14 protein-coding genes are annotated in these 18,835 nt (G+C 62.5%); 7 read left to right on the plus strand and 7 right to left on the minus strand.

The genetic code is table 11. The annotated features are described in order from the left end of the window. Positions 1-57 precede the first annotated feature (57 nt). Positions 58-516, plus strand: coding sequence for an EF-hand domain-containing protein (locus AC1DLV_RS15425; protein ID WP_476800782.1), 459 nt, complete (start codon positions 58-60; stop codon positions 514-516). 87 nt (positions 517-603) lie between these two features. Here the strand turns inward: AC1DLV_RS15425 and AC1DLV_RS15430 are convergent, their stop codons facing one another. Together AC1DLV_RS15430 and pepN are read right to left on the minus strand one after the other, a co-directional pair. Continuing rightward, positions 604-2,934 carry a PAS domain-containing sensor histidine kinase gene (locus AC1DLV_RS15430; protein WP_476836181.1) on the minus strand — a complete coding sequence of 777 codons (2,331 nt, stop codon included), beginning with the start codon at positions 2,932-2,934 and terminating at the stop codon, positions 604-606. Positions 2,935-3,157: 223 nt separating this feature from the next. Then, on the minus strand, positions 3,158-5,803 hold the full coding sequence (gene pepN, locus AC1DLV_RS15435; protein WP_476800784.1) for an aminopeptidase N: 2,646 nt from the start codon (positions 5,801-5,803) through the stop codon (positions 3,158-3,160). 150 nt (positions 5,804-5,953) lie between these two features. On the opposite strand from pepN, the gene AC1DLV_RS15440 reads away from it, so the two are divergent. The 3 genes from AC1DLV_RS15440 to AC1DLV_RS15450 all read left to right on the plus strand — a co-directional run bounded on the left by AC1DLV_RS15440 (position 5,954) and on the right by AC1DLV_RS15450 (position 10,297). Continuing rightward, positions 5,954-8,263: a xanthine dehydrogenase family protein molybdopterin-binding subunit gene (locus AC1DLV_RS15440; RefSeq protein ID WP_476800785.1), complete on the plus strand. Its 2,310-nt coding sequence runs from the start codon at positions 5,954-5,956 to the stop codon at positions 8,261-8,263. Next, positions 8,260-9,198, plus strand: a complete 939-nt coding sequence (locus AC1DLV_RS15445; RefSeq protein ID WP_476800786.1) for a DMT family transporter — start codon at positions 8,260-8,262, stop codon at positions 9,196-9,198. The genes AC1DLV_RS15440 and AC1DLV_RS15445 overlap by 4 nt, the downstream gene beginning before the upstream one ends. 79 nt (positions 9,199-9,277) lie before the next feature. Beyond that, positions 9,278-10,297, plus strand: a complete 1,020-nt coding sequence (locus AC1DLV_RS15450) for a Stealth CR1 domain-containing protein (protein WP_476800787.1) — start codon at positions 9,278-9,280, stop codon at positions 10,295-10,297. Here AC1DLV_RS15450 and AC1DLV_RS15455 read toward each other — a convergent pair. Then, positions 10,275-11,072, minus strand: a complete 798-nt coding sequence (locus AC1DLV_RS15455; RefSeq protein ID WP_476800788.1) for a helix-turn-helix domain-containing protein — start codon at positions 11,070-11,072, stop codon at positions 10,275-10,277. The genes AC1DLV_RS15450 and AC1DLV_RS15455 overlap by 23 nt on opposite strands. 135 nt (positions 11,073-11,207) lie before the next feature. On the opposite strand from AC1DLV_RS15455, the gene AC1DLV_RS15460 reads away from it, so the two are divergent. After that, entirely contained in the window at positions 11,208-11,606 is a 399-nt protein-coding gene (locus AC1DLV_RS15460) for a hypothetical protein (RefSeq protein WP_476800789.1), read from the plus strand. A 15-nt stretch (positions 11,607-11,621) separates the two neighbouring features. On the opposite strand, the gene AC1DLV_RS15465 is transcribed toward AC1DLV_RS15460, so the two are convergent. Next, entirely contained in the window at positions 11,622-12,476 is an 855-nt protein-coding gene (locus tag AC1DLV_RS15465) for a uracil-DNA glycosylase (RefSeq protein WP_476800790.1), read from the minus strand. Positions 12,477-12,512: 36 nt separating this feature from the next. Then, a complete protein-coding gene (locus tag AC1DLV_RS15470; RefSeq protein WP_476800791.1) occupies positions 12,513-13,166 on the minus strand; it encodes a carbohydrate-binding protein in 654 nt (217 codons plus the stop codon). 359 nt (positions 13,167-13,525) lie between these two features. On the opposite strand from AC1DLV_RS15470, the gene AC1DLV_RS15475 reads away from it, so the two are divergent. Then, positions 13,526-15,208, plus strand: a complete 1,683-nt coding sequence (locus AC1DLV_RS15475) for an electron transfer flavoprotein-ubiquinone oxidoreductase (RefSeq protein ID WP_476800792.1) — start codon at positions 13,526-13,528, stop codon at positions 15,206-15,208. A gap of 68 nt (positions 15,209-15,276) precedes the next feature. Here AC1DLV_RS15475 and AC1DLV_RS15480 read toward each other — a convergent pair whose 3' ends face one another. After that, complete coding sequence (locus AC1DLV_RS15480) at positions 15,277-16,317, minus strand: endonuclease/exonuclease/phosphatase family protein (protein ID WP_476800793.1); 1,041 nt, start codon at positions 16,315-16,317, stop codon at positions 15,277-15,279. 213 nt (positions 16,318-16,530) lie between these two features. Here AC1DLV_RS15480 and AC1DLV_RS15485 point away from each other — a divergent pair, with 213 nt between their 5' ends. Further along, a complete protein-coding gene (locus tag AC1DLV_RS15485) occupies positions 16,531-17,133 on the plus strand; it encodes a DUF922 domain-containing Zn-dependent protease (RefSeq protein ID WP_476800794.1) in 603 nt (200 codons plus the stop codon). 153 nt (positions 17,134-17,286) lie between these two features. Here the strand turns inward: AC1DLV_RS15485 and AC1DLV_RS15490 are convergent, their stop codons facing one another. Further along, positions 17,287-18,789, minus strand: coding sequence for an AMP nucleosidase (locus AC1DLV_RS15490; RefSeq protein ID WP_476800795.1), 1,503 nt, complete (start codon positions 18,787-18,789; stop codon positions 17,287-17,289). Between the last annotated feature and the right edge of the window lie 46 nt (positions 18,790-18,835).

Genomic DNA, 18,835 nt, shown 5'->3' on the forward strand with positions numbered 1-18,835 from the left:
GAAGCCGGGCTCGTTTCCAACTGCATCGGGGGTAAACGGTGCAACAGGAGAAGTACCATGAAAACGTCCACCACACTCGCACTCGCCTTCATCGCCCTGGCCGGCGTTGCCGGCACTGCCTACGCTCAGGACGACGGCGATGGCATGCGAGGGCCGGGCAAGATGCGGCTCCAAAAGGCGATGAAGGATGCCGGTGGCAGCCTGACCTTCGACCAGTTCTCAGCGGCCATGGACACGCGTCTGAAGAAGATCGTCGCCGACAATGGCGGCAAGGTCACGGTGGAGCAGCTTGCAGCGGCACTTGAGAAGGCGCGCTTCGAGGAGATGGCCAAGCGCATCATATCGCGCTACGCGGCAAACGGCGACGGCACCTTGACCACCGACGCCATCCAGTCGCGCGAAAAGAAGATGTTTGCGCTGATGGACCGCAACGACGATGGCAAGGTCTCCCAGGACGAGCTGCCGCGCCACGGGTCTGGCCGCCACGGCGGTCATGACGGCGGTGACATGAAGTAAGCAGGGCACCCGTCAGCCTTCTCGGGGAGAAATTCCCGAGAAGGCAAGCGCCAATTCAAGCTGTGGCTGAACGGGGAGCTGCGGCTGTCAGGCGGCCTTGGCCATGCGTTCAACCCGGCGCACCGGAATGCGCACCGACACGATCGTGCCAACGCCCTCGGTCGACCTGATCTTCAGCGCGCCGCCATGCAACTCGGCCAGCGAGCGCGAGATGGCGAGGCCCAGGCCCGAGCCGGCGTGGTTTTTCGAGAACTGGTTCTGCACCTGCTCGAACGGCCGGCCGAGCTTGCCCAGCGCATGTTTGGGAATGCCGCAGCCATTGTCTTCGATGCTGAGCGTGAGTGCGCCCGAAGCATTGCGCGCCCGAACCGAAATGCGTCCGCCCTCGCCAGTGAACTTCACCGCGTTCGACAACAGGTTGATGACGATCTGCTTGACCGCCCGGCGGTCGGCGAACAGCGTCATGGAATCGGCGATCTGCGTCTCCACGGTGATCGACTTTTGCGCGGCCTGTAGCGAAACCACTCGAACGGTCTCGCGGATCAGCGGGCAGAGATCGATCTCTTCGCGGTCCATCGAAAACTGGCCGGCTTCGATCTTCGACATGTCGAGGATGTCGTTGATGACGCCCAGAAGATACTTGCCGCTCGAATTGATGTCGCGGGCATATTCCTCGTAGCGCGGCGAACCCATCGGGCCGAACAGGCGCCCTTCCATCAGCTCCGAAAAGCCGATGACCGCGTTGAGCGGGGTACGAAGCTCATGCGACATGTTGGCGAGGAATTCCGACTTGGCGCGGTTGGCCGCCTCGGCGCGCTCGGTTTCTTTCATGTATTTGCGGTTGAGCTCGACCAGTTCGTGCGAACGCTCTTCTTCCGAACGCCGCGCCAGGCTGAGATCGTGGATCGTCGCCATCAAGCGCCGTTCGCTCTCCATCAGCTTGTCCTGGTGCTGCTTGATCTGGGTGATGTCCGACCCGACCGACACCAGGCCGCCGTCACGCGTGGTGAGTTCGTTGACCTGCAGCCAGCGCCCGTCGGCCAGCTGGCGTTCATAGGTCGCACCCGCGCGCGGGCCATTGGCGCTGGCCAGCCGCCGCTCCGAGGCGAAGGCGACCATGCGCTCTTCAAGGTCTTCGCGTGCAGTGCCGGGCAGCACGTCGCGGTCGTTCAGGCCGTTGTCGTGCTGGTACTTCGAATTGCACATCACCAACCGGCCGTTGGCGTCCCACAGCACGAAGGATTCGGTGATGTTTTCGATCGCCGCCCGCAGCCGCTGGTCGGCAGCCTCCGAGCGCAAGGCAAGATGCCGCTGCTCGGTGATGTCGACGGCAATGCCGGTCATCTGGATTTCGGGCGCCTCGGGATCGACGACCTGGGCGCGCGCGCGCATCCACACCCACCGGCCATCGGCATGGCGCATGCGGAACACGCGGTCGATATGATCGACCTCACGCGTCACTACCTGGTTGGCCAGTTCGAACAGGTCGCCATCTTCGGGATGGATGATGCGCGCGACCTCGCCAAACGACAGCATCGCCTCGCAGGCCTCGTAGCCGAGCAGCTGATACATCGAACGCGACCAGTACATCTTGCCGCGCACCATGTCCCAGTCCCACAGGCCGCATTTGCCGCGCACCAGCGCCAGGTCGATGCGTTCATGCGCTTCAAGATAGATGCCGTCGGCGGCCTGGGCGCGCGCCGCCTGGCTGAAATAGGCGTAGAGGATGAGGATCAGGATGCCGGCGGTCATCACAAACAGCGCGACGTTCAGCGACACCGTCTTGCGCCATTCGGCGAACACCGCCTCTTGCGGCACAAGGGCGGCTGCGGCGGCGCGCTTGCCGTCGGCCAGGCTCACTGCCGCCAGCCAGTCCTGGCCACCGATGCGAACTTCCATCACGCCGGCGCGGTCGCCGAACATGAACAGCGGTTGCCCGCCCGAGACGATGGCGTCGAGGGCCTGGCCTTGCCAGCCGGTCGACCGCGGGCTCACCGCGATGACGCGGAAGTTCTGGTCGGTCAGCGCAATGACGTGGCTGCGGCTGAGCGTGCCTTGCTGGCTGGTGCGTTCGAGCAGGTCCTGGCTTGCGGCGGCGAGCGGCACCTCGGCCGTAGCACCTACCATCAGTGAGTTGACCAATTCGCCGGCTGAGAGCGCCAGGATCGCCTTGGCATTGCGTTCGACGTCGTCGCGCAAGGCCATCATCGACAGGACACGCGTGCCGGCAACGACGATGAGGAAGATGACGATCAGCGTCGGGATCGAGCGGCGGAGCAAGGGCTCTGCGGCGAGGAGCCGGCGGTAGGCGGGCTCGGCGATAAGACGTGCATTGCCCGACAAGCCAGCGCCACGCGCTTGCCTGCGACGGCCAAAAGCAGTCTCATCGGGCGCGCCCCACGCGTCCGCCTTTGCCATAAATGGCTCCCCAAATCCCGTTTCCTGGTAGCTGATCCGGCATACGCCGTACTTCCGAATCGTCACTAAAGAATCAAAGCTGATTCGCCTTGTCCAGTGGGCCGGGCGAAAAAGATTAAAATTCGGCTAAAAGGCTGCTGAATTGGATGCGTATCGCGCTTGCCAAACGGCGGCTCCCGGATTTCGGAAAGCCGCCGTATTCTGGAGCATGACAGAATTCAGGTCAGGCCAGCGTGCGCTCGATGATGTCGCGCAGATCCGCCGACAGCCCTTCCTTGGCCTGGATCGACAGCAGTGCGGCGCGCGCTTTGGCCTGGCGGTTCGGTTCGAGCGAACGCCATGACCGTAGCGCAGTGGCGAGGCGCGCGGCGACCTGCGGATTGCGCTTTTCGACCGTCAGCACAGTTTCGGCAAAGAAGGTGTAGCCCGCCCCGTCGGCGCGGTGGAAACCGGTCTGGTTGGCGCTGGCGAAGCCGCCGATCAGCGAACGCACCCGGTTGGGGTTGGCGATCGAGAAGGCCGGGTGCTCGATCAGAGCTTTCACCGCCTCGACCGCTCCTGCGCCCGGCGCTGTCGCCTGGATCAAGAACCATTTGTCCATGACCAGCGGGTCGCTGCGGTAGCGCTTGTCGAATTCGGTAAGCGCTGCCTTGGCTTCCGTCGAGCCGGCATGGCGATGCGCCAGCACCGCAAGCGCTGCGGCACGGTCGGTCATGTTGGTTGCGGCTGCGAAATGCTCGGAGGCGAGAGCCGCGCCGCCTGGCAGGATGGCGAGGTAATCCAGCAGGATATTGCGCAAGGCGCGCCGGCCAGCGCTTGCCGCATCCGGCGAGAAGCCGTCCGACATGCGCAAATCCTCGTAAAGCTGCGAAAAGACTCCGCTATTGCTCTCTGCGATCTTCCTAGCCAGCGCCTCGCGTCCGGCAAAGATCGCGTCGGGATCGATGTTCTTGCCGATGTCGCGGGCAATGTCGGCTTCACCCGGCAAGGTCAGCGCCAGCGCCCGGAACGCATGCTCCAGCGCATTGTCGCCGGCGATGCGGCCGGCGAGCGCGGTCAGCGCGCCTGCGAATTGCGGCTGCTTGCCGCCAAGGATGTTCTTGAACGCGCTGATGGTTGCGTCGGTCAGGAGCGTGTTGAATGCCTGCCAGCGCGAGAACGCGTCGCTGTCATGCGAGGCGAGGAAGATCTGGTCTTCCGGCCGTTGCTCGATGCTGAGCGTGATCGGCGCCGAAAAGCCGCGATTGAGCGACAGCACCGGCCGTTCGGCAACGCCCGAAAACGTCACCACGTGCTTGCGCTTGCGGACATGGATGACGCCGTTTTCGACCGTCGCGCCCTCGGCTGCGTCGAAGGCCATGTCCTTGCCGTCTGACCCGACAAGCCCGAAAGCGAGGGGAATATGCATCAGCCGCTTGCGGCTTTCCGACGGCGTCGGCGGCACCGACTGCTCGATCTCGATGGTGAACTCAGCGGTCGCCGGATTATGCGCCGTGGTCACGCTCAGGTTCGGCGTGCCGGCCTGGTGATACCAGAGCGCGAACTGCGACAGGTCGCGGCCCGACACATCCTCGAACACCTTGAGGAAATCCTCGATGGTCGCGGCGTCACCATCATGGCGTTCGAAATAGAGGTCCATACCTTGGCGGAAAAGCTCCGCGCCCAGCACGGTGCGGATCATCCGCACCACTTCGGAGCCCTTTTCGTAGACGGTCGCGGTGTAGAAGTTGTTGATCTCGCGATAGCGCCGCGGACGGACCGGATGGGCGAGCGGACCCTGGTCTTCGGGGAACTGGTGCGCCCGCAGCGTACGCACCTCGGCGATGCGTTTGACCGGCCGCGAGCGCTGGTCGGCGGAGAATTCGTGGTCGCGGAAAACCGTCAGCCCTTCCTTCAGGCAGAGCTGGAACCAGTCGCGGCAAGTGATTCTGTTGCCTGTCCAATTGTGGAAATATTCATGCGCGATGATCGCCTCGATATTGGCGAAATCGGCGTCGGTCGCGGTCTCTTCATCGGCAAGCACGTACTTGTCATTGAAGATGTTGAGGCCCTTGTTCTCCATCGCGCCCATGTTGAAATCGGACACGGCAACGATGTTGAAGACATCGAGATCGTATTCGCAGCCGAACACCTCCTCGTCCCATTTCATCGAGCGGCGCAAAGAATCCATGGCGTAGCCGGCCTGGTTTTCCTTGCCGTGCTCGACATAAATGCCGAGCTCGACCGAGCGGCCCGAGGCGGTGACGAAACGGTCCTTGATAGAACCGAGGTCACCGGCGACCAGCGCAAACAGATAGGACGGCTTGGGGAAGGGGTCGTGCCAGACGGCGAAATGCCAGCCATCGGCAAGCTCTCCGGTGTCGACCGGATTGCCGTTGGAAAGCAGCAGTGGCGCTTCCGAGTGCTGCGCTTCGATGCGCACCGTGTACACCGACAGGATGTCGGGCCGATCAAGGAAATAGGTGATGCGGCGGAAGCCTTCGGCCTCGCACTGCGTGCAATAGACCTTGCTGGAGCGGTAGAGCCCCATCAGCGCCTCGTTGCGCGACGGTGCAAGCTCGGTCTCGATCAACAGCGTGAAACGGCCCGAGGCCGGAGGATTGTGGATGACCAGCTGGTCGGGCGTGGCATCGAAGTCGGCGGCGTCGACCGTTTCTCCGTCGATCTCGATGCGGCGCAACGTCAGCCCGTCGCCGTCGAGTTCGAGTTGCACCGGCTTGTCGACTTCGGCGCGACGTTCGATGGTCAGCCGCGCCACAACCTTTGTGCTGTCTTGTCCAAGCCGGAAATCGAGCTCGGTCCTGGGGATCAGGTAATCGCTCGGCCGGTAGTCTTCGAGACGAAACACCTGTCCGGTATCAGTACGCATATGAGTGGCCTTCCTGTCGACTTCCGAACGCTTGCCGCACGCTGGTAGAATAAATATGCGGCCGCTGCTCTTTACACGAAACGCCCCCTCGGCAAAACTGTCAGGGACCGCACATTGCTGCGCTCCTCACCAAATCCTCACGAGGCAGATATGACAATCGTCACGCCGAAATTCGGAATGGGCGCATCCGTATTGCGCGTCGAGGACGGAGCTTTCATCACCGGCAAGGGCCGCTATACCGACGATATCGCGCCGGCCGCCCAGCTGCATGGTTATGTCTTGCGTTCGCCGGTCGCCAACGCCAGTTTCACCCTCGGTTCGGTTGATGCCGCCCGTTCTGCGCCAGGCGTACATCTTGTGCTCACGGGGGCCGACGTCGCCCACCTCGGCGCTCTCAAGTCGTCCGTCATGCAAAAGCAGCCCGACGGCACCCGCGCGCCAACCCGCGACATTCCGATCCTGTGCCGGGACCGGGTCCACTATGTCGGCGATGCGGTTGCCTTCATTGTCGCCGACAGCCGCGCGCTGGCTCAGGATGCCTCCGAACTGCTCGAAGTCGACTATGACGGCGAGGACGCCGCCGCCAATACAGCCACCGCGCTCGACGAAGAGGCCCCGCTGGTGTGGCCCGAACTCGGCACGAACCGTGCGTTCACCTACCATCTCGGCGACAAGACCAAGACCGACAAGGCTTTCGCCAAGGCGGCGCATGTTACCCGCATTGAGTTCATCAACAACCGCCTGATCTGCAACTACATGGAGCCGCGCTCGGCCATCGGCGAGTGGCGCAAGGACGAAGACCGCTTCGTTCTGACCACCGGCTCGCAAGGCGTGCATTCGATGCGCGACATGCTGACCGGCCAGGTCTTCGGCATCGGTGCCGACAAGCTGCGGGTCGTTACCCCCGATGTCGGCGGCGGCTTCGGCACCAAGGCGTTCGTCTATCGCGAGCACGCGCTTGTGCTGGAAGCCGCCAAGCGGCTTGGTCAGCCGGTCAAATGGGCCAGCGACCGCACCGAGCATTTCCTCACCGATGCGCAAGGGCGCGACAATGTCGTCACCGCTGAAATGGCGACGGACAGCAACGGCCGCTTTCTTGGCCTGCGCGTCGACCTGATCTCCAATGTCGGCGCCTATATCTCGCAATACGGTCCGATCATCGCCCATATCGGCGCCAGCATGTCGACCGGCGTCTACGATATCCAGGCGCTCGATGTGGCGATCACGGGCGTCTACACCAACACGTGCCCGGTCGATGCCTATCGCGGGGCAGGGCGCCCGGAAGCTGCCCTTCTGGTCGAGAAGCTGGCCGATGCCTGCGCCCGCGACCTTGGCCTCTCGGTCGACGAGATCCGCCGGCGCAATTTTATCCGCCCCGAGCAGTTTCCCTACCGCACCCAGACCGGGCGGCTCTACGACGTCGGCGAGTTCCAGGCGCATATGGACCTTTCCATGCAGCGTGCCGGCTGGGCCAGTTTTCCCGTCCGCCTCGCGGAGGCCAAGGCGCGGGGAAAGATCCGCGGCATCGGCATGGCAACCTATGTCGAGGCCTGCGCCTTTGCTGGTTCCGAGCCCGCCCGCGTCGAGCTCAATGCCGATGGCACCGTGTCGGTCTTCATAGGCACCCAGTCCAACGGCCAGGGCCACGCCACCGCCTACGCCCAGTTCGTCTCCGAAAAGCTCAATCTCGACGTCGCCAAAATCAGCGTGCACCAGGGCGACACCGATCAGCTGGCCAGCGGTGGCGGCACCGGCGGTTCGCGGTCCATTCCTTTGGGCGGCGTCTCCGCTTCCCGTGCCGGTGAGGCCCTGGCCGAGAAGCTCAAGAAACTCGCCGCTGACGAGCTGGAGGCGGCTGCTGCCGACATCGAACTGGACAATGGCGAAGCACGCATTGTTGGCACCGACCGCATGATCGACTTCGCTGCCCTTCATGCCGCAGCGAAAAACCCTGGCGATCTCAAGGCGATGGGCGAGTTTGTTCAGCACGAAGCGACGTATCCCAACGGCACGCACATCTGCGAAGTCGAGATCGATCCCGAGACGGGCACCACCGACGTTGTCGCCTACACCATCGTCGACGATTTCGGCGTCACGGTGAACCCGGTGCTGCTTGCCGGCCAGGTCCATGGCGGCGTGGTGCAAGGCATCGGCCAGGCGCTGGCCGAAGAGGCCGTCTATGCCGAAGACGGGCAGCTTTTGACCGCGAGCTTCATGGACTACACCATGCCGCGCGCCGACACCGTGCCGTCCTTCCACTTCGAAACGCGCAACGTGCCCTCGACCACCAATGCCATGGGCATGAAGGGCGCGGGCGAGGCTGGCACTATCGGTGCGACACCTTCGGCACTCAACGCCGTCACCGACGCGCTCTATAGAGCCTACGGCATTACCCATATCGAGATGCCGGCAACCCCGGCGCGCGTCTGGGCAGCGATAGAGGCGGCCCGGCACAAGTGAAGCATCAGGTGGTACACGGCGCCTCGTCGCCGCTTACGGGCATTGCACTCAAGATCATCTCGGTTGCCATCTTCGTCGGCATGTCGACCAGCATCAAGGCGGCCGGCGATGTCCCCGCTGGCCAGATCGTTTTCTTCCGCTCGTTCTTCGCTGTCTTTCCGATCCTGATCTTCCTCGCCTTCAAGCGCGAACTGCGTACCGCCGTCGTCACCAAACGCCCGCTAAACCACATTGCGCGCGGCGTCGTCGGCGTCACCGCCATGGGTTTCGGCTTCTTCGCGCTGACCCGGTTGCCGCTGCCTGAGGCGATCACGCTGAACTATGCGCAACCGCTGCTGGTCGTTGTCTTCAGCGCGATTTTCCTCGGCGAGACCGTCCGCATCCACCGCTGGACCGCTGTCGCCGTCGGTCTTTTGGGTGTTGTCATCGTTTCCTGGCCGAACCTCTCCCTGCTTAGCACCGGCATCGGCGACGAGGAAACGCTCGGTGTCGTCGCTGCGCTCGTAGGGGCGGCGATGTCTGCGGTCGCCATGCTTCTGGTGCGCAACCTTGTCCACACCGAGCGCACCTCGACCATCGTGCTGTGGTTTTCGCTGACAGCCAGCGTCATGGCGTTGCTCAGCATCCCTTTCGGCTGGCAATCGCTGAGCTGGGAACAAACGGCCCTGCTCATCACTGCCGGCGTCTGCGGCGGCATCGCCCAGCTGTTCATGACCGAAGCCTACCGCCACGCCGAGGCGTCGACGGTGGCACCCTTCGAATATACCTCCTTGATCCTCGGCATCGCGGTGGGCTATTTCGTCTTCGGCGACCTGCCGACCATTTACACCCTGGTTGGTGGCGCCATCGTCATCGGTGCCGGCATCTTCATCGTCTGGCGCGAACAGCGCCTTGGTCTGGAGCGCCGCGCCGTCAAGAAGGCGACGCTGCCATAACAGGTGGCGACTACGTAACCCAGGAGCCTGCCCGCTCCTCAGAATGATCTGAGGCGACCGATTTTTCGGTCGAGGGCACATGATAGAGTTCAAGACTTCCGACCCGATAGATGTCGTCATGCCATGGGTCGATGGCAACGATCCCGCACATCAAGCGAGCCTTGCGCGCTTTTGGCCGAAGCAGCCTTGGCTCAGACCTGCGAACTATCGCTTTCGCGAGAACGGCGAACTGCGTTATTCGCTGCGTTCGATCCATTTCCATCTGCCCTGGGTCAGGACGATCCATCTCGTCACCAACGGCCAGGTGCCGCCATGGCTCGATCTCGATCATCCCAAGATCAATCTCGTCACCCACAACGACTTCTTCGCCGATCCCGCCGCCTTGCCGGTTTTCAGTTCCAGCACCATCGAGGCCAATCTGCACCGCATCGGCAGGGCAGGCGTCGCCAACAGGTTTCTGCTTTTCAACGACGACTTCTTTGTCGGCCAGCCGGTGCCTCGCGGCGAATTCGTGGCGCCGGATGGCAGTGCCAGGTTGCACGCAATGGCTTTCCGCCTGCCGCCGCTGCGCCTCCGAGCCGATCGCTACATGCATGTGCTTGGATTCAACAACCTTCTGCTGACGTTGGCCTTCCGCCGCAGGCGCTGGTCCTATCCGCCGCACCTGCCGCTGGCGATCGATCTCGACGACCTTGCCTGGCTGAACGACAAGTTCGGCTTTTGGCTGCGCCGCACGGCAAGGCACCGCTTTCGCCAGCGAACGGATGCGCTGGTGCGCGTGCTCTACATCAACGCCATTTCCGAGCGCGACCGCGAACGCGCCAGCGGTGCCCGACAGGTGAAATTGTCCTGCGAGCATGTCGTGGCCGTGCAGGATACCGACGAGGTCAGCCGGTCGCTGGCCGCACTTGTTGATAGTCCGCCTGCCTTCTTTTGCCTCAACGATGAGATCGACGATGATGCCCGCGCCGTAGTCAGGGCAAGGGAGATGCAGGCCGCACTTGCCGCGATCTTTCCGAGGCCAGCTCCGTTTGAAAGGGATCGCCGCAGCGTTCTACATCAGGCGGCCTCCGCGCCTACTGAGCGGCTAGGCACCTGAGCCGTGCGGCTGTTTCCTCGTCGGCGGGAAAGAACGATTCGATGGCGAGTTCGGAGAGTGTGACGTCGAGCGGTGTTCCAAACACGGTGATAGTGCTGATGAAGGACAACACCGCATCGCCCACGCGCAATCGCAGCGGATGAGCGATCGCCAGCGGATCGGGCTGCGTCGGGCGTCCCGTGCGCGGCCCGTCCGGGTAGGTCAAAAGTTCCTTCTCCAGCGCTTTGAGCATCGGATCGCCTGTAGTGTCGTTCTGGTGTTTCAGCCGCTCGATCAGATGCGAACGCCATTCGTGCAGATTGACGATATGCGGCGCCACGCCCTTGGGGTGCAGGCTGAGCCTGAGCACGTTGACCGGCGGTTCGAGCAGCGAGGCATCCTCCACGCCTGCCAGCATCGGGCCGAGCGCTGCATTGCCCTCGATCATGTTCCAGTGCCGGTCAACGGCGATCGCCGGGTAGGGCTCGTGGCCCTTGAGTACCATACGCACCGCGTCCATGGCCGGTGCCAGCGAAGGGTGGTTGAGCGGCTTTTCGCTGAAGCTCGGCGCAAATCCGGCGGCAAGCAGCAGCTGATTGCGCTGGCGCAGCGGAATGGAGAGCTGTTCCGCTAGATGAAGCACCATGTCGCGCGAAGGGGCCGAGCGTCCACTCTCCATGAAGCTCAGATGCCGCTGCGAGATTTCGGCCTCCATGGCGAGATCGAGCTGGCTCATGCGTCGCCTGGTGCGCCATTCGCGGAGGAGGTCGCCTACGGGATTTTGTGTCGTTGTCATGCTGCTACATTAGGCAGACAAATTTCTGATTGCTATTATCTCCAGCGTAATCGCTTACGACCAGGCCTGGTGTGATGTTCGGTCTCAGGAAGGCGCGCTTGAGACGCCTCCACAACAGAGCCAGGAGCTTGCACCATGTCCATCACCGTCACCCCCTTCCTTCGCAATGTCCTTTTTGCTGACGCGCTCGTCAGTGGCGCGGCCGGCATCCTGATGATGCTTGGCGCACCTTTGCTTGCGCCGTTGCTCGGACTGCCTGCGGAATTGCTGTTTTGGGCCCGCATCGCGCTGGTGCCATTCGTCGCCGTGCTGGTGGTCATCGCTCGTCGCGCCACGGTGTCGAAGCTTGTGATGATCGACATCATCATCATCAACGCATTGTGGGTGATCGGCAGCTTTGGCTTGCTTGTCTCGGGCCTTGTCGCGCCGAACCTGCTCGGTATCGCCTTCGTCACCGCCCAGGCGCTGACGGTCGCGGTCTTTGCCGAATTGCAGTTCGTCGGCATCCGCCGCGCGGCGGTCGCGACAGCGTGAAAGGGCAGGGCAGCGTCAGTTGCCGCCCAACTCCCTCAGCTTTGCCTTGACCTCCAGGAAGTCCCGCCATGCAAGTTTCTTGTGGGCGGGATTTCTCAGCAGATACGCCGGGTGCAGCGTCGGCATCACGGGAATGACCGTCCCATCGGCAGTGGTATGGCTCTTCCAGCTGCCGCGCAGCCGCAAGATGCCTTCCGTCGAACCAGCCAGCAGCTTGGCTGAAGGCCCGCCGAGCGTCACCAGCACCTTGGGTTTGGCAAGCGCGATCTGTCGCTCGATGAACGGCCGGCAGATTTCGGTCTCATGCGGCGTCGGCGTGCGATTGCCAGGCGGCCGCCACGGAATCACATTGGTGACAAAGGCGGATTTTCGCTCGACCCCGATGGCCGCAAGGATGCGGTCGAGCAATTGTCCCGCGCCGCCGACAAAGGGCACGCCCTCCAGGTCCTCGTCGCGGCCGGGCGCTTCGCCCACCAGCATCAGATCGGCGTCAGGGCTGCCTTCGGCAAAGACCATGCTCTTGGCCGTGGCCTTGAGATTGCAGCCGTCGAACCCTTCCATGATCTGGCGCAGCTCGTCGAGCGTCGTAGCCTTCGCGGCAAGCTCACGCGCAGCAGCAGCCTGTGCTTCGTCGGGAACGGCGGCCGATGCTGCGGGGCGCAGGGGAGGTGGCGGTGCGGAGCGGTCCGATCCAGCGCGAAGCGCATCGTCCGGCTGTGCCGCTTGCTGCACCGATGCTGCTTGCCTCTGCGCATTTTCGGCAAATCTGTCGATCGGATCGTCGACAAGCGCGTCATCGACGCCCGCCGCCGCATAGAAGGCGAGCAGATCGCGCAGATCCGGACGTTCGTTTCCCGAAATTGAGGCCATGCTGCAGTTTCGGCGTTACGCCAGCGATTTGCAAGTTCACGAGGAGGGAATGCGCGGGTCCTGCACCAGATAAAAGCGCCAGCGCGGCGTATAGTCGGTCAAAAGGAAGCTGAAATCGGCCTCCTCGCCAGGATCGACCTTGCCGTCGGTGAAGCGCAGCCGGTCATAGGGCTCGAAGTCGCGGTTGTATTTGGTAAAGCTGTTCGATGAGATGTTGGAGCTGTCGGTCCGCCGCTGGTCGAAGGACAGCCCATCGCCGAAGTCGCTCGGCTTGCCCTCGATCTCCTGCAATTCGAACTCGAATTCAACCCAGGCCTGGCCGCTGTTGTTTAGCGCCTCGATACGCATGAACATGATGCCGTTGGCATAGAAGCCCGAACTGTCGAAAGGCCTGATCGGCCTGATCGTTCGCATCGTCAGCGTCACCGGCGACGAGGATTCGAGTTCCTCCTTGACCACAAACGGGTCTTCTCGCGTGCCGCTGCCCGATACGCCAGTGATGCGAAAGCCGCCAAGCTCGTCGGAAAACGAATAGGCGCCACTGTTCCAGACTTTCTGGTCGGCTCCATTCTCCTGTGAACGACCTTCGTTGCTCAGACATGTCGCAATAAGAAGGGCGGCCCCGGCCAGCATGTGGCGTGTGGGGTGCGAATGCTTCAGTCCGGTCCTGCAGGGCACGTATTGGCGCATGAAGAATCAATGAGCGAATAGGCGGTTGGACAACACTTGCTTTGTGACAGTACGGGCCATGAGGCACAGCCGGAAGGCGAAATATTTTGACCTTTACGTTAACGTAAGATAATTCATCATTTATGCAAACATGACCCGGAACCGATGGTCCGCGTAGCGAACAGCAGGAGCCGGTTTTTCGGACGAAATGACGCTCAAACAGGAAGATCGGCCCATTCGGGTTCAATCGTAATGGAATAGGCTCTAGCTCAAACAGCCGATGTGCGGATCGGTCCGGTTTGACGTTTGCAAATGATGCGCTATGCAGCGCCTAGCTACAGATTGCCCTTGGGACAGGGGCTAGCCACGCGGAGGGATTGATGAGCGATATCGAACGCGAGAGCATGGAATTCGACGTTGTCATCGTCGGCGCCGGGCCGGCGGGACTGGCAGCGGCGATCCGGCTCAAGCAGGTCAATCCCGAGCTTTCGGTCGTCGTGCTCGAAAAAGGTGGCGAGGTCGGTGCCCACATCCTGTCAGGCGCTGTGGTCGACCCGATCGGCATCGATCGTCTGCTGCCCGACTGGCGCGATGATGCGGACCATCCGTTCAAGACGCCCGTCACCGACGATCATTTCCTGATCCTCGGACCGGCGGGTTCGGTCAAGCTGCCCAATTTCGCCATGCCGCCCTTGATGAGCAATCACGGCAACTACATCGTTTCGCTCGGCAATGTCTGCCGCTGGCTGGCCACCAAGGCCGAAGCGCTCGGCGTCGAGATCTATCCCGGCTTTGCCGCAGCAAGCCTGCTCTACAATGACGAAGGTGCCGTCACCGGTGTCGTCACAGGCGACATGGGCGTCGAGCGTGACGGTTCACACGGCCCGTCCTTTGCGCCTGGCATGGCGCTGATGGGCAAATACGTGCTGATCGGCGAGGGCGCGCGCGGGTCGCTCGCCAAGCAGCTGATCGCCAAATACGACCTTGGTGCTGGCCGCGAGCCGCAGAAGTTCGGCATCGGTCTCAAGGAATTGTGGCAGGTCGCGCCCGAACATCACAAGCCGGGCCTCGTCCAGCATTCCTTCGGCTGGCCGCTGGGCTTCAAGACCGGCGGCGGCTCGTTCCTCTACCACCTCGAAGACAACATGGTGGCGGTCGGCTTCGTCGTCCACCTCAACTACAAGAACCCCTATCTCGCGCCCTTCGAGGAGTTCCAGCGCTTCAAGACCCATCCGGCGATCCGCCACACCTTCGACGGTGCGAAGCGGCTGTCTTACGGCGCCCGCGCCATTACCGAGGGCGGTTACCAATCGGTGCCGAAGCTGTCATTCCCCGGCGGCGTTTTGATGGGCTGCTCGGCTGGGCTGGTCAACGTGCCCCGCATCAAGGGTTCGCACAATGCCGTGCTGTCGGGCATGCTTGCCGCCGAACATGTCGCCGACGCAATTGCCGCTGGCCGCGCCAATGACGAGCTCGCCTCTTACGAAGCTGCGTGGCGGACGACCGACATCGGCAAGGACCTGAAGAAGGTCCGCAACGTCAAGCCATTGTGGTCGCGTTTCGGCACGCTGCTCGGTGTCGGCCTCGGCGGTCTCGACATGTGGTTCAACACGCTGTTTGGCGTCTCGCCCTTCGGCACGCTGAAGCACGGCAAGACCGACGCGCAATCGCTCGAGCCGGCGTCAAAGCACAAGAAAATCGACTATCCCAAGCCCGATGGCGTGCTGACTTTCGACCGCCTGTCGTCGGTGTTCTTGTCCAACACCAATCACGAGGAGGACCAGCCGGTTCACCTCCAGGTCAAGGACATGGATCTGCAGAAGCGCTCGGAATACGAAATCTTCGCCGGACCTTCGAGCCGCTACTGCCCGGCAGGGGTCTATGAATGGGTCGACGCCGACGGCAATTCGATTGCCGGCGAGCCCGGCCATGCTGATGCGAAGTTCGTCATCAACGCGCAGAACTGCGTCCACTGCAAGACGTGTGACATCAAGGACCCCAACCAGAACATCAACTGGGTGCCGCCGCAGGGTGGCGAAGGCCCGGTCTATCCGAATATGTGATTGCGCGCGCTATCGCGCTCTGACAGTTGCAACGGCCCGGAAATCATCGCGATTTTCGGGCCGTTTGCTTATCCGCGCGGCGTTGTGCCGGTCTCTGAAGACACCGTCTCGGTTTCTGCGTTTTCGACAGGAGCGGGCGCATCGCGGAACGAGAATTCGACCAATAGCGGCCGGTGGTCCGAACCGGCGTCCTCGCCCATCGTCACCGAGTGCACCACGACGTCGCCCTTGGCCATGACATGGTCGATGGTCAGCCCGGCAAAACGCATGAATTCAGGCAAGGCGAAGCTCAGCCAGGTGCGGCCGGCGGCAGGCATCAGCGTCAGCCCGCCAGCTTTGGCCACGCGCGACACGGTCGCGCTCCAGGGCGTGGCATTGAAATCGCCGCCTAGCAACGCATTGTCGGCAAGCGAGGCAAAATCGCTGCTCATTCTGGTCACCTGCCGCGACTGCTCGAAAGGCCACGGCCAGCCAAGGTGAAGGGCGGCAACATCGGTCACCCGTCCACCGAAATCGATCCTGGCGATCGCCAGCGCGCCGTTGCCGAAACATTCCGGCTGGGTACCTTCGGCAAAAGGCCGACGCGACAGGATCGCAACGCCGAACACGTTGTTTGGGTAGCCACACAGCATGCGGTAGGGATAGCGGGCAAACAGCGGTTGCAGCTTGCCTTTCCACATTTCCGACATTTCTTCGAAGGTGATCACGTCAGGCTGCACCCGGCCGACCAGCGACAGCACCTTTTCGGGATAGGCGTTGTCGTAACGCAGGTTCATTTGCATCATCTTGTAGACTGGCCGATTTTCGGCGCGTGGCTGGATCCCCGCATGCACCGGTCCGAGGCCGGGCAGGGGAAGCGCGCTGGAGGTCGTCGACAGCGCTGCCGCACCGAATGCCAATGCGGCAATCGCCTGCCAGCGCAGCGACGTGAACAGCAGCGGCACCGCAGCCACCATCATCAGCACGGCCAGGTGCACCCGGAAATGGGCGAATGAATCGAGTGCTGGATGCCAGTTGCCGAAAAAACCCGCCACCAGCGGCAGCGAAACAAGCATCATCACCAAGAAACAGGCGATCTTGCCTGAATTGTAAAAAGCCATGGTCGTCATAGCAGCTTCATGTCGCCAGAATTGCGGCCCATTGATGATCGATTATGTGCCGCTTGATCGTTGCTGCAAAGTGACCCAAGCAAGACCATTCGGCGTAGCCGTGGGGCAACCTCAGTTGAAATGCGATACGAACCGTGAGACCGATGGGCCGAACGGCTCACCAGTGTCCACGACTGTCTTTCGTGGACGCAGCACTGCCTTGCGGAGAATGGAATGAACAAAGCCGCCCATCACTGGCTGCGGGCATTTGCAGTCGTGCTTGCTGTCGTACCGTCTGCCGCCCGCGCCGAAGGCCAGACCGTCGAACAGGTCAAGACCTACGCCATATCGGGCACCACGGCGGCTGAGCTTTATGCCTCGATCGGAGAACGCGGGCCACAAGCCGGTATGGGGCGCGCCATCGCCCACACCAACTTCAAGCTCACCTGGCAGCGCAAATACGAGCCGCAAGGCGGCGCCTGTACGCTGGTGTCAGCCAAGCCAAAGCTCATCATCACCTACACCTTGCCCAAGCCGTCCGGTCCCTTGCCGGCCGACCTGCAGAAGCGCTGGGATGTCTTTTATGAAGGCGTCCGGCGCCATGAGCTGGTGCATGGCCAGATGATCAAGGACATGGTGGCAACAATCGAAAAGACGACGATCGGCGTGTCGGTTGCCAACGACCCGAACTGCAAGAAGGTCAGGCAGGAGATCATCAAGCCGCTCTCGGAGGCCTCTTTGGCGCAACGGGAGAAAAGCCGCGACTTCGACCGCATCGAACTCGGCGACGGTGGCAACGTCCACCGCCTGATCCTCGGCCTCGTCAACGGGCAGTAGCAGTCGCGCCCGCAGCTAGAGCATGATCCCGAAAAGTGGGAACCGGTTTTCGGAAAAAGATCATGCTCCCCTAATAAGTTAGAGCCCCATTCCGATTTAACCGAATGGGGCTCTAACGATCGCGACGAAAGCCAGCCTTGCTGGAACCCGGCGTTACTGGAAAGCGGTCTCGGCGAAGCTGCGCAGCTTGCGCGAATGCAGCCGCTCATTGGGCATTTCGGCGAGCTTTTCCATGGCGCGTATGCCGATGGTCAGATGCTGCGCCACCTGCCGCTTGTAGAATTCCGTCGCCATGCCCGGCAGCTTGAGTTCGCCATGCAGCGGCTTGTCGGAAACGCACAACAGCGTGCCGTAGGGCACGCGGAAGCGGAAGCCGTTGGCCGCGATCGTCGCCGATTCCATGTCGAGCGCAATCGCGCGCGACTGCGACAGGCGCTGCACCGGGCCGCGCTGGTCGCGCAGTTCCCAGTTGCGGTTGTCGATGGTCGCCACGGTTCCCGTGCGCATGATCCGCTTGAGGTCGTAGCCGGATAGGCCGGTCACCTCGGCGACCGCCTCCTGCAATGCGACCTGCACCTCGGCCAGCGGTGGGATCGGAATCCATACTGGCAGGTCGTCGTCGAGCACGTGGTCCTCGCGCACATAGGCATGCGCCAGCACATAGTCGCCGAGTGCCTGGGTGTTGCGCAGGCCAGCACAGTGGCCGAGCATCAGCCAGGCATGCGGCCTGAGCACCGCGATGTGGTCGGTAATCGTCTTGGCGTTGGACGGGCCGACGCCGATATTGACCATGGTGATGCCGGCATGGCCCGGCTTCTTCAGATGGTAGGCTGGCATTTGCGGCAGCCGTGCCGCAGGAGTTCCCGCGGAAGGTGAGGTGTCGCCGGCTTTCGTCACCACGCCGCCGGGTTCCACGAACTCCGAATAGCCGCCGCCGCCCTTGGCCATCAGCTCGCGGGCCAGCACGACGAACTCGTCGATGTAGAACTGGTAGTTGGTGAACAGTACAAAATTCTGGAAGTGCTGTGGCGTCGTTGCCGTGTAATGCGCCAGCCGGTGCAGCGAATAGTCGATGCGCTGGGCGGTGAACACGGCCAGCGGCCGGGACTCGCCCGGCATGATCTCGAAGGTGCCATTGGCGATATGGTCGTCGGTGCCGTCGAGGTCCGGCACGTCGAACAGGTCGCGGATCGGCCGCTGGATGCGGTCGGCGGCGGCCCCGTCGACATGGGTGCCCTCGAGGAATGCGAAATGCAGCGGAATCGGCGTCGTCGATTCCGAAACCGTTACCGGTCCGCCGTGATTGCGCATGATCAGCTTCAGCTGTTCGGTGAGATAGCTTTCAAACAGGTCCGGCCGGGTGATCGTTGTCGAGAAATGCCCCGGCGTCGGCATATGGCCGTAGGCCTGGCGGGAATCGACCTGCGAGTAGGACGTCGTGGTGACGCCAACTTCGGGGTAGAAGGCGCGGAACCGCACATTGGTGTCGGCGCCGGCTGCAAGCGAGGCGAAGGCCTCGCGCAAGAAGGCGGTGTTGCGCTCATAGAGCTTCTGCAGCGCTGCCACAGCTTCGGTGGCATCGGTGAAGCTCTGCCGAGAAAACGGCAGCGGCGAGGAGATGGATTCGATGGGCTGAGGATAGATTCGCTTTTCCATGACCTATTATAGAGATCAATTATGACGGCTGCGAGGGGGCCGTGTT

The sequence above is a fragment of the Aminobacter sp. 01T433 genome (assembly GCF_056398585.1).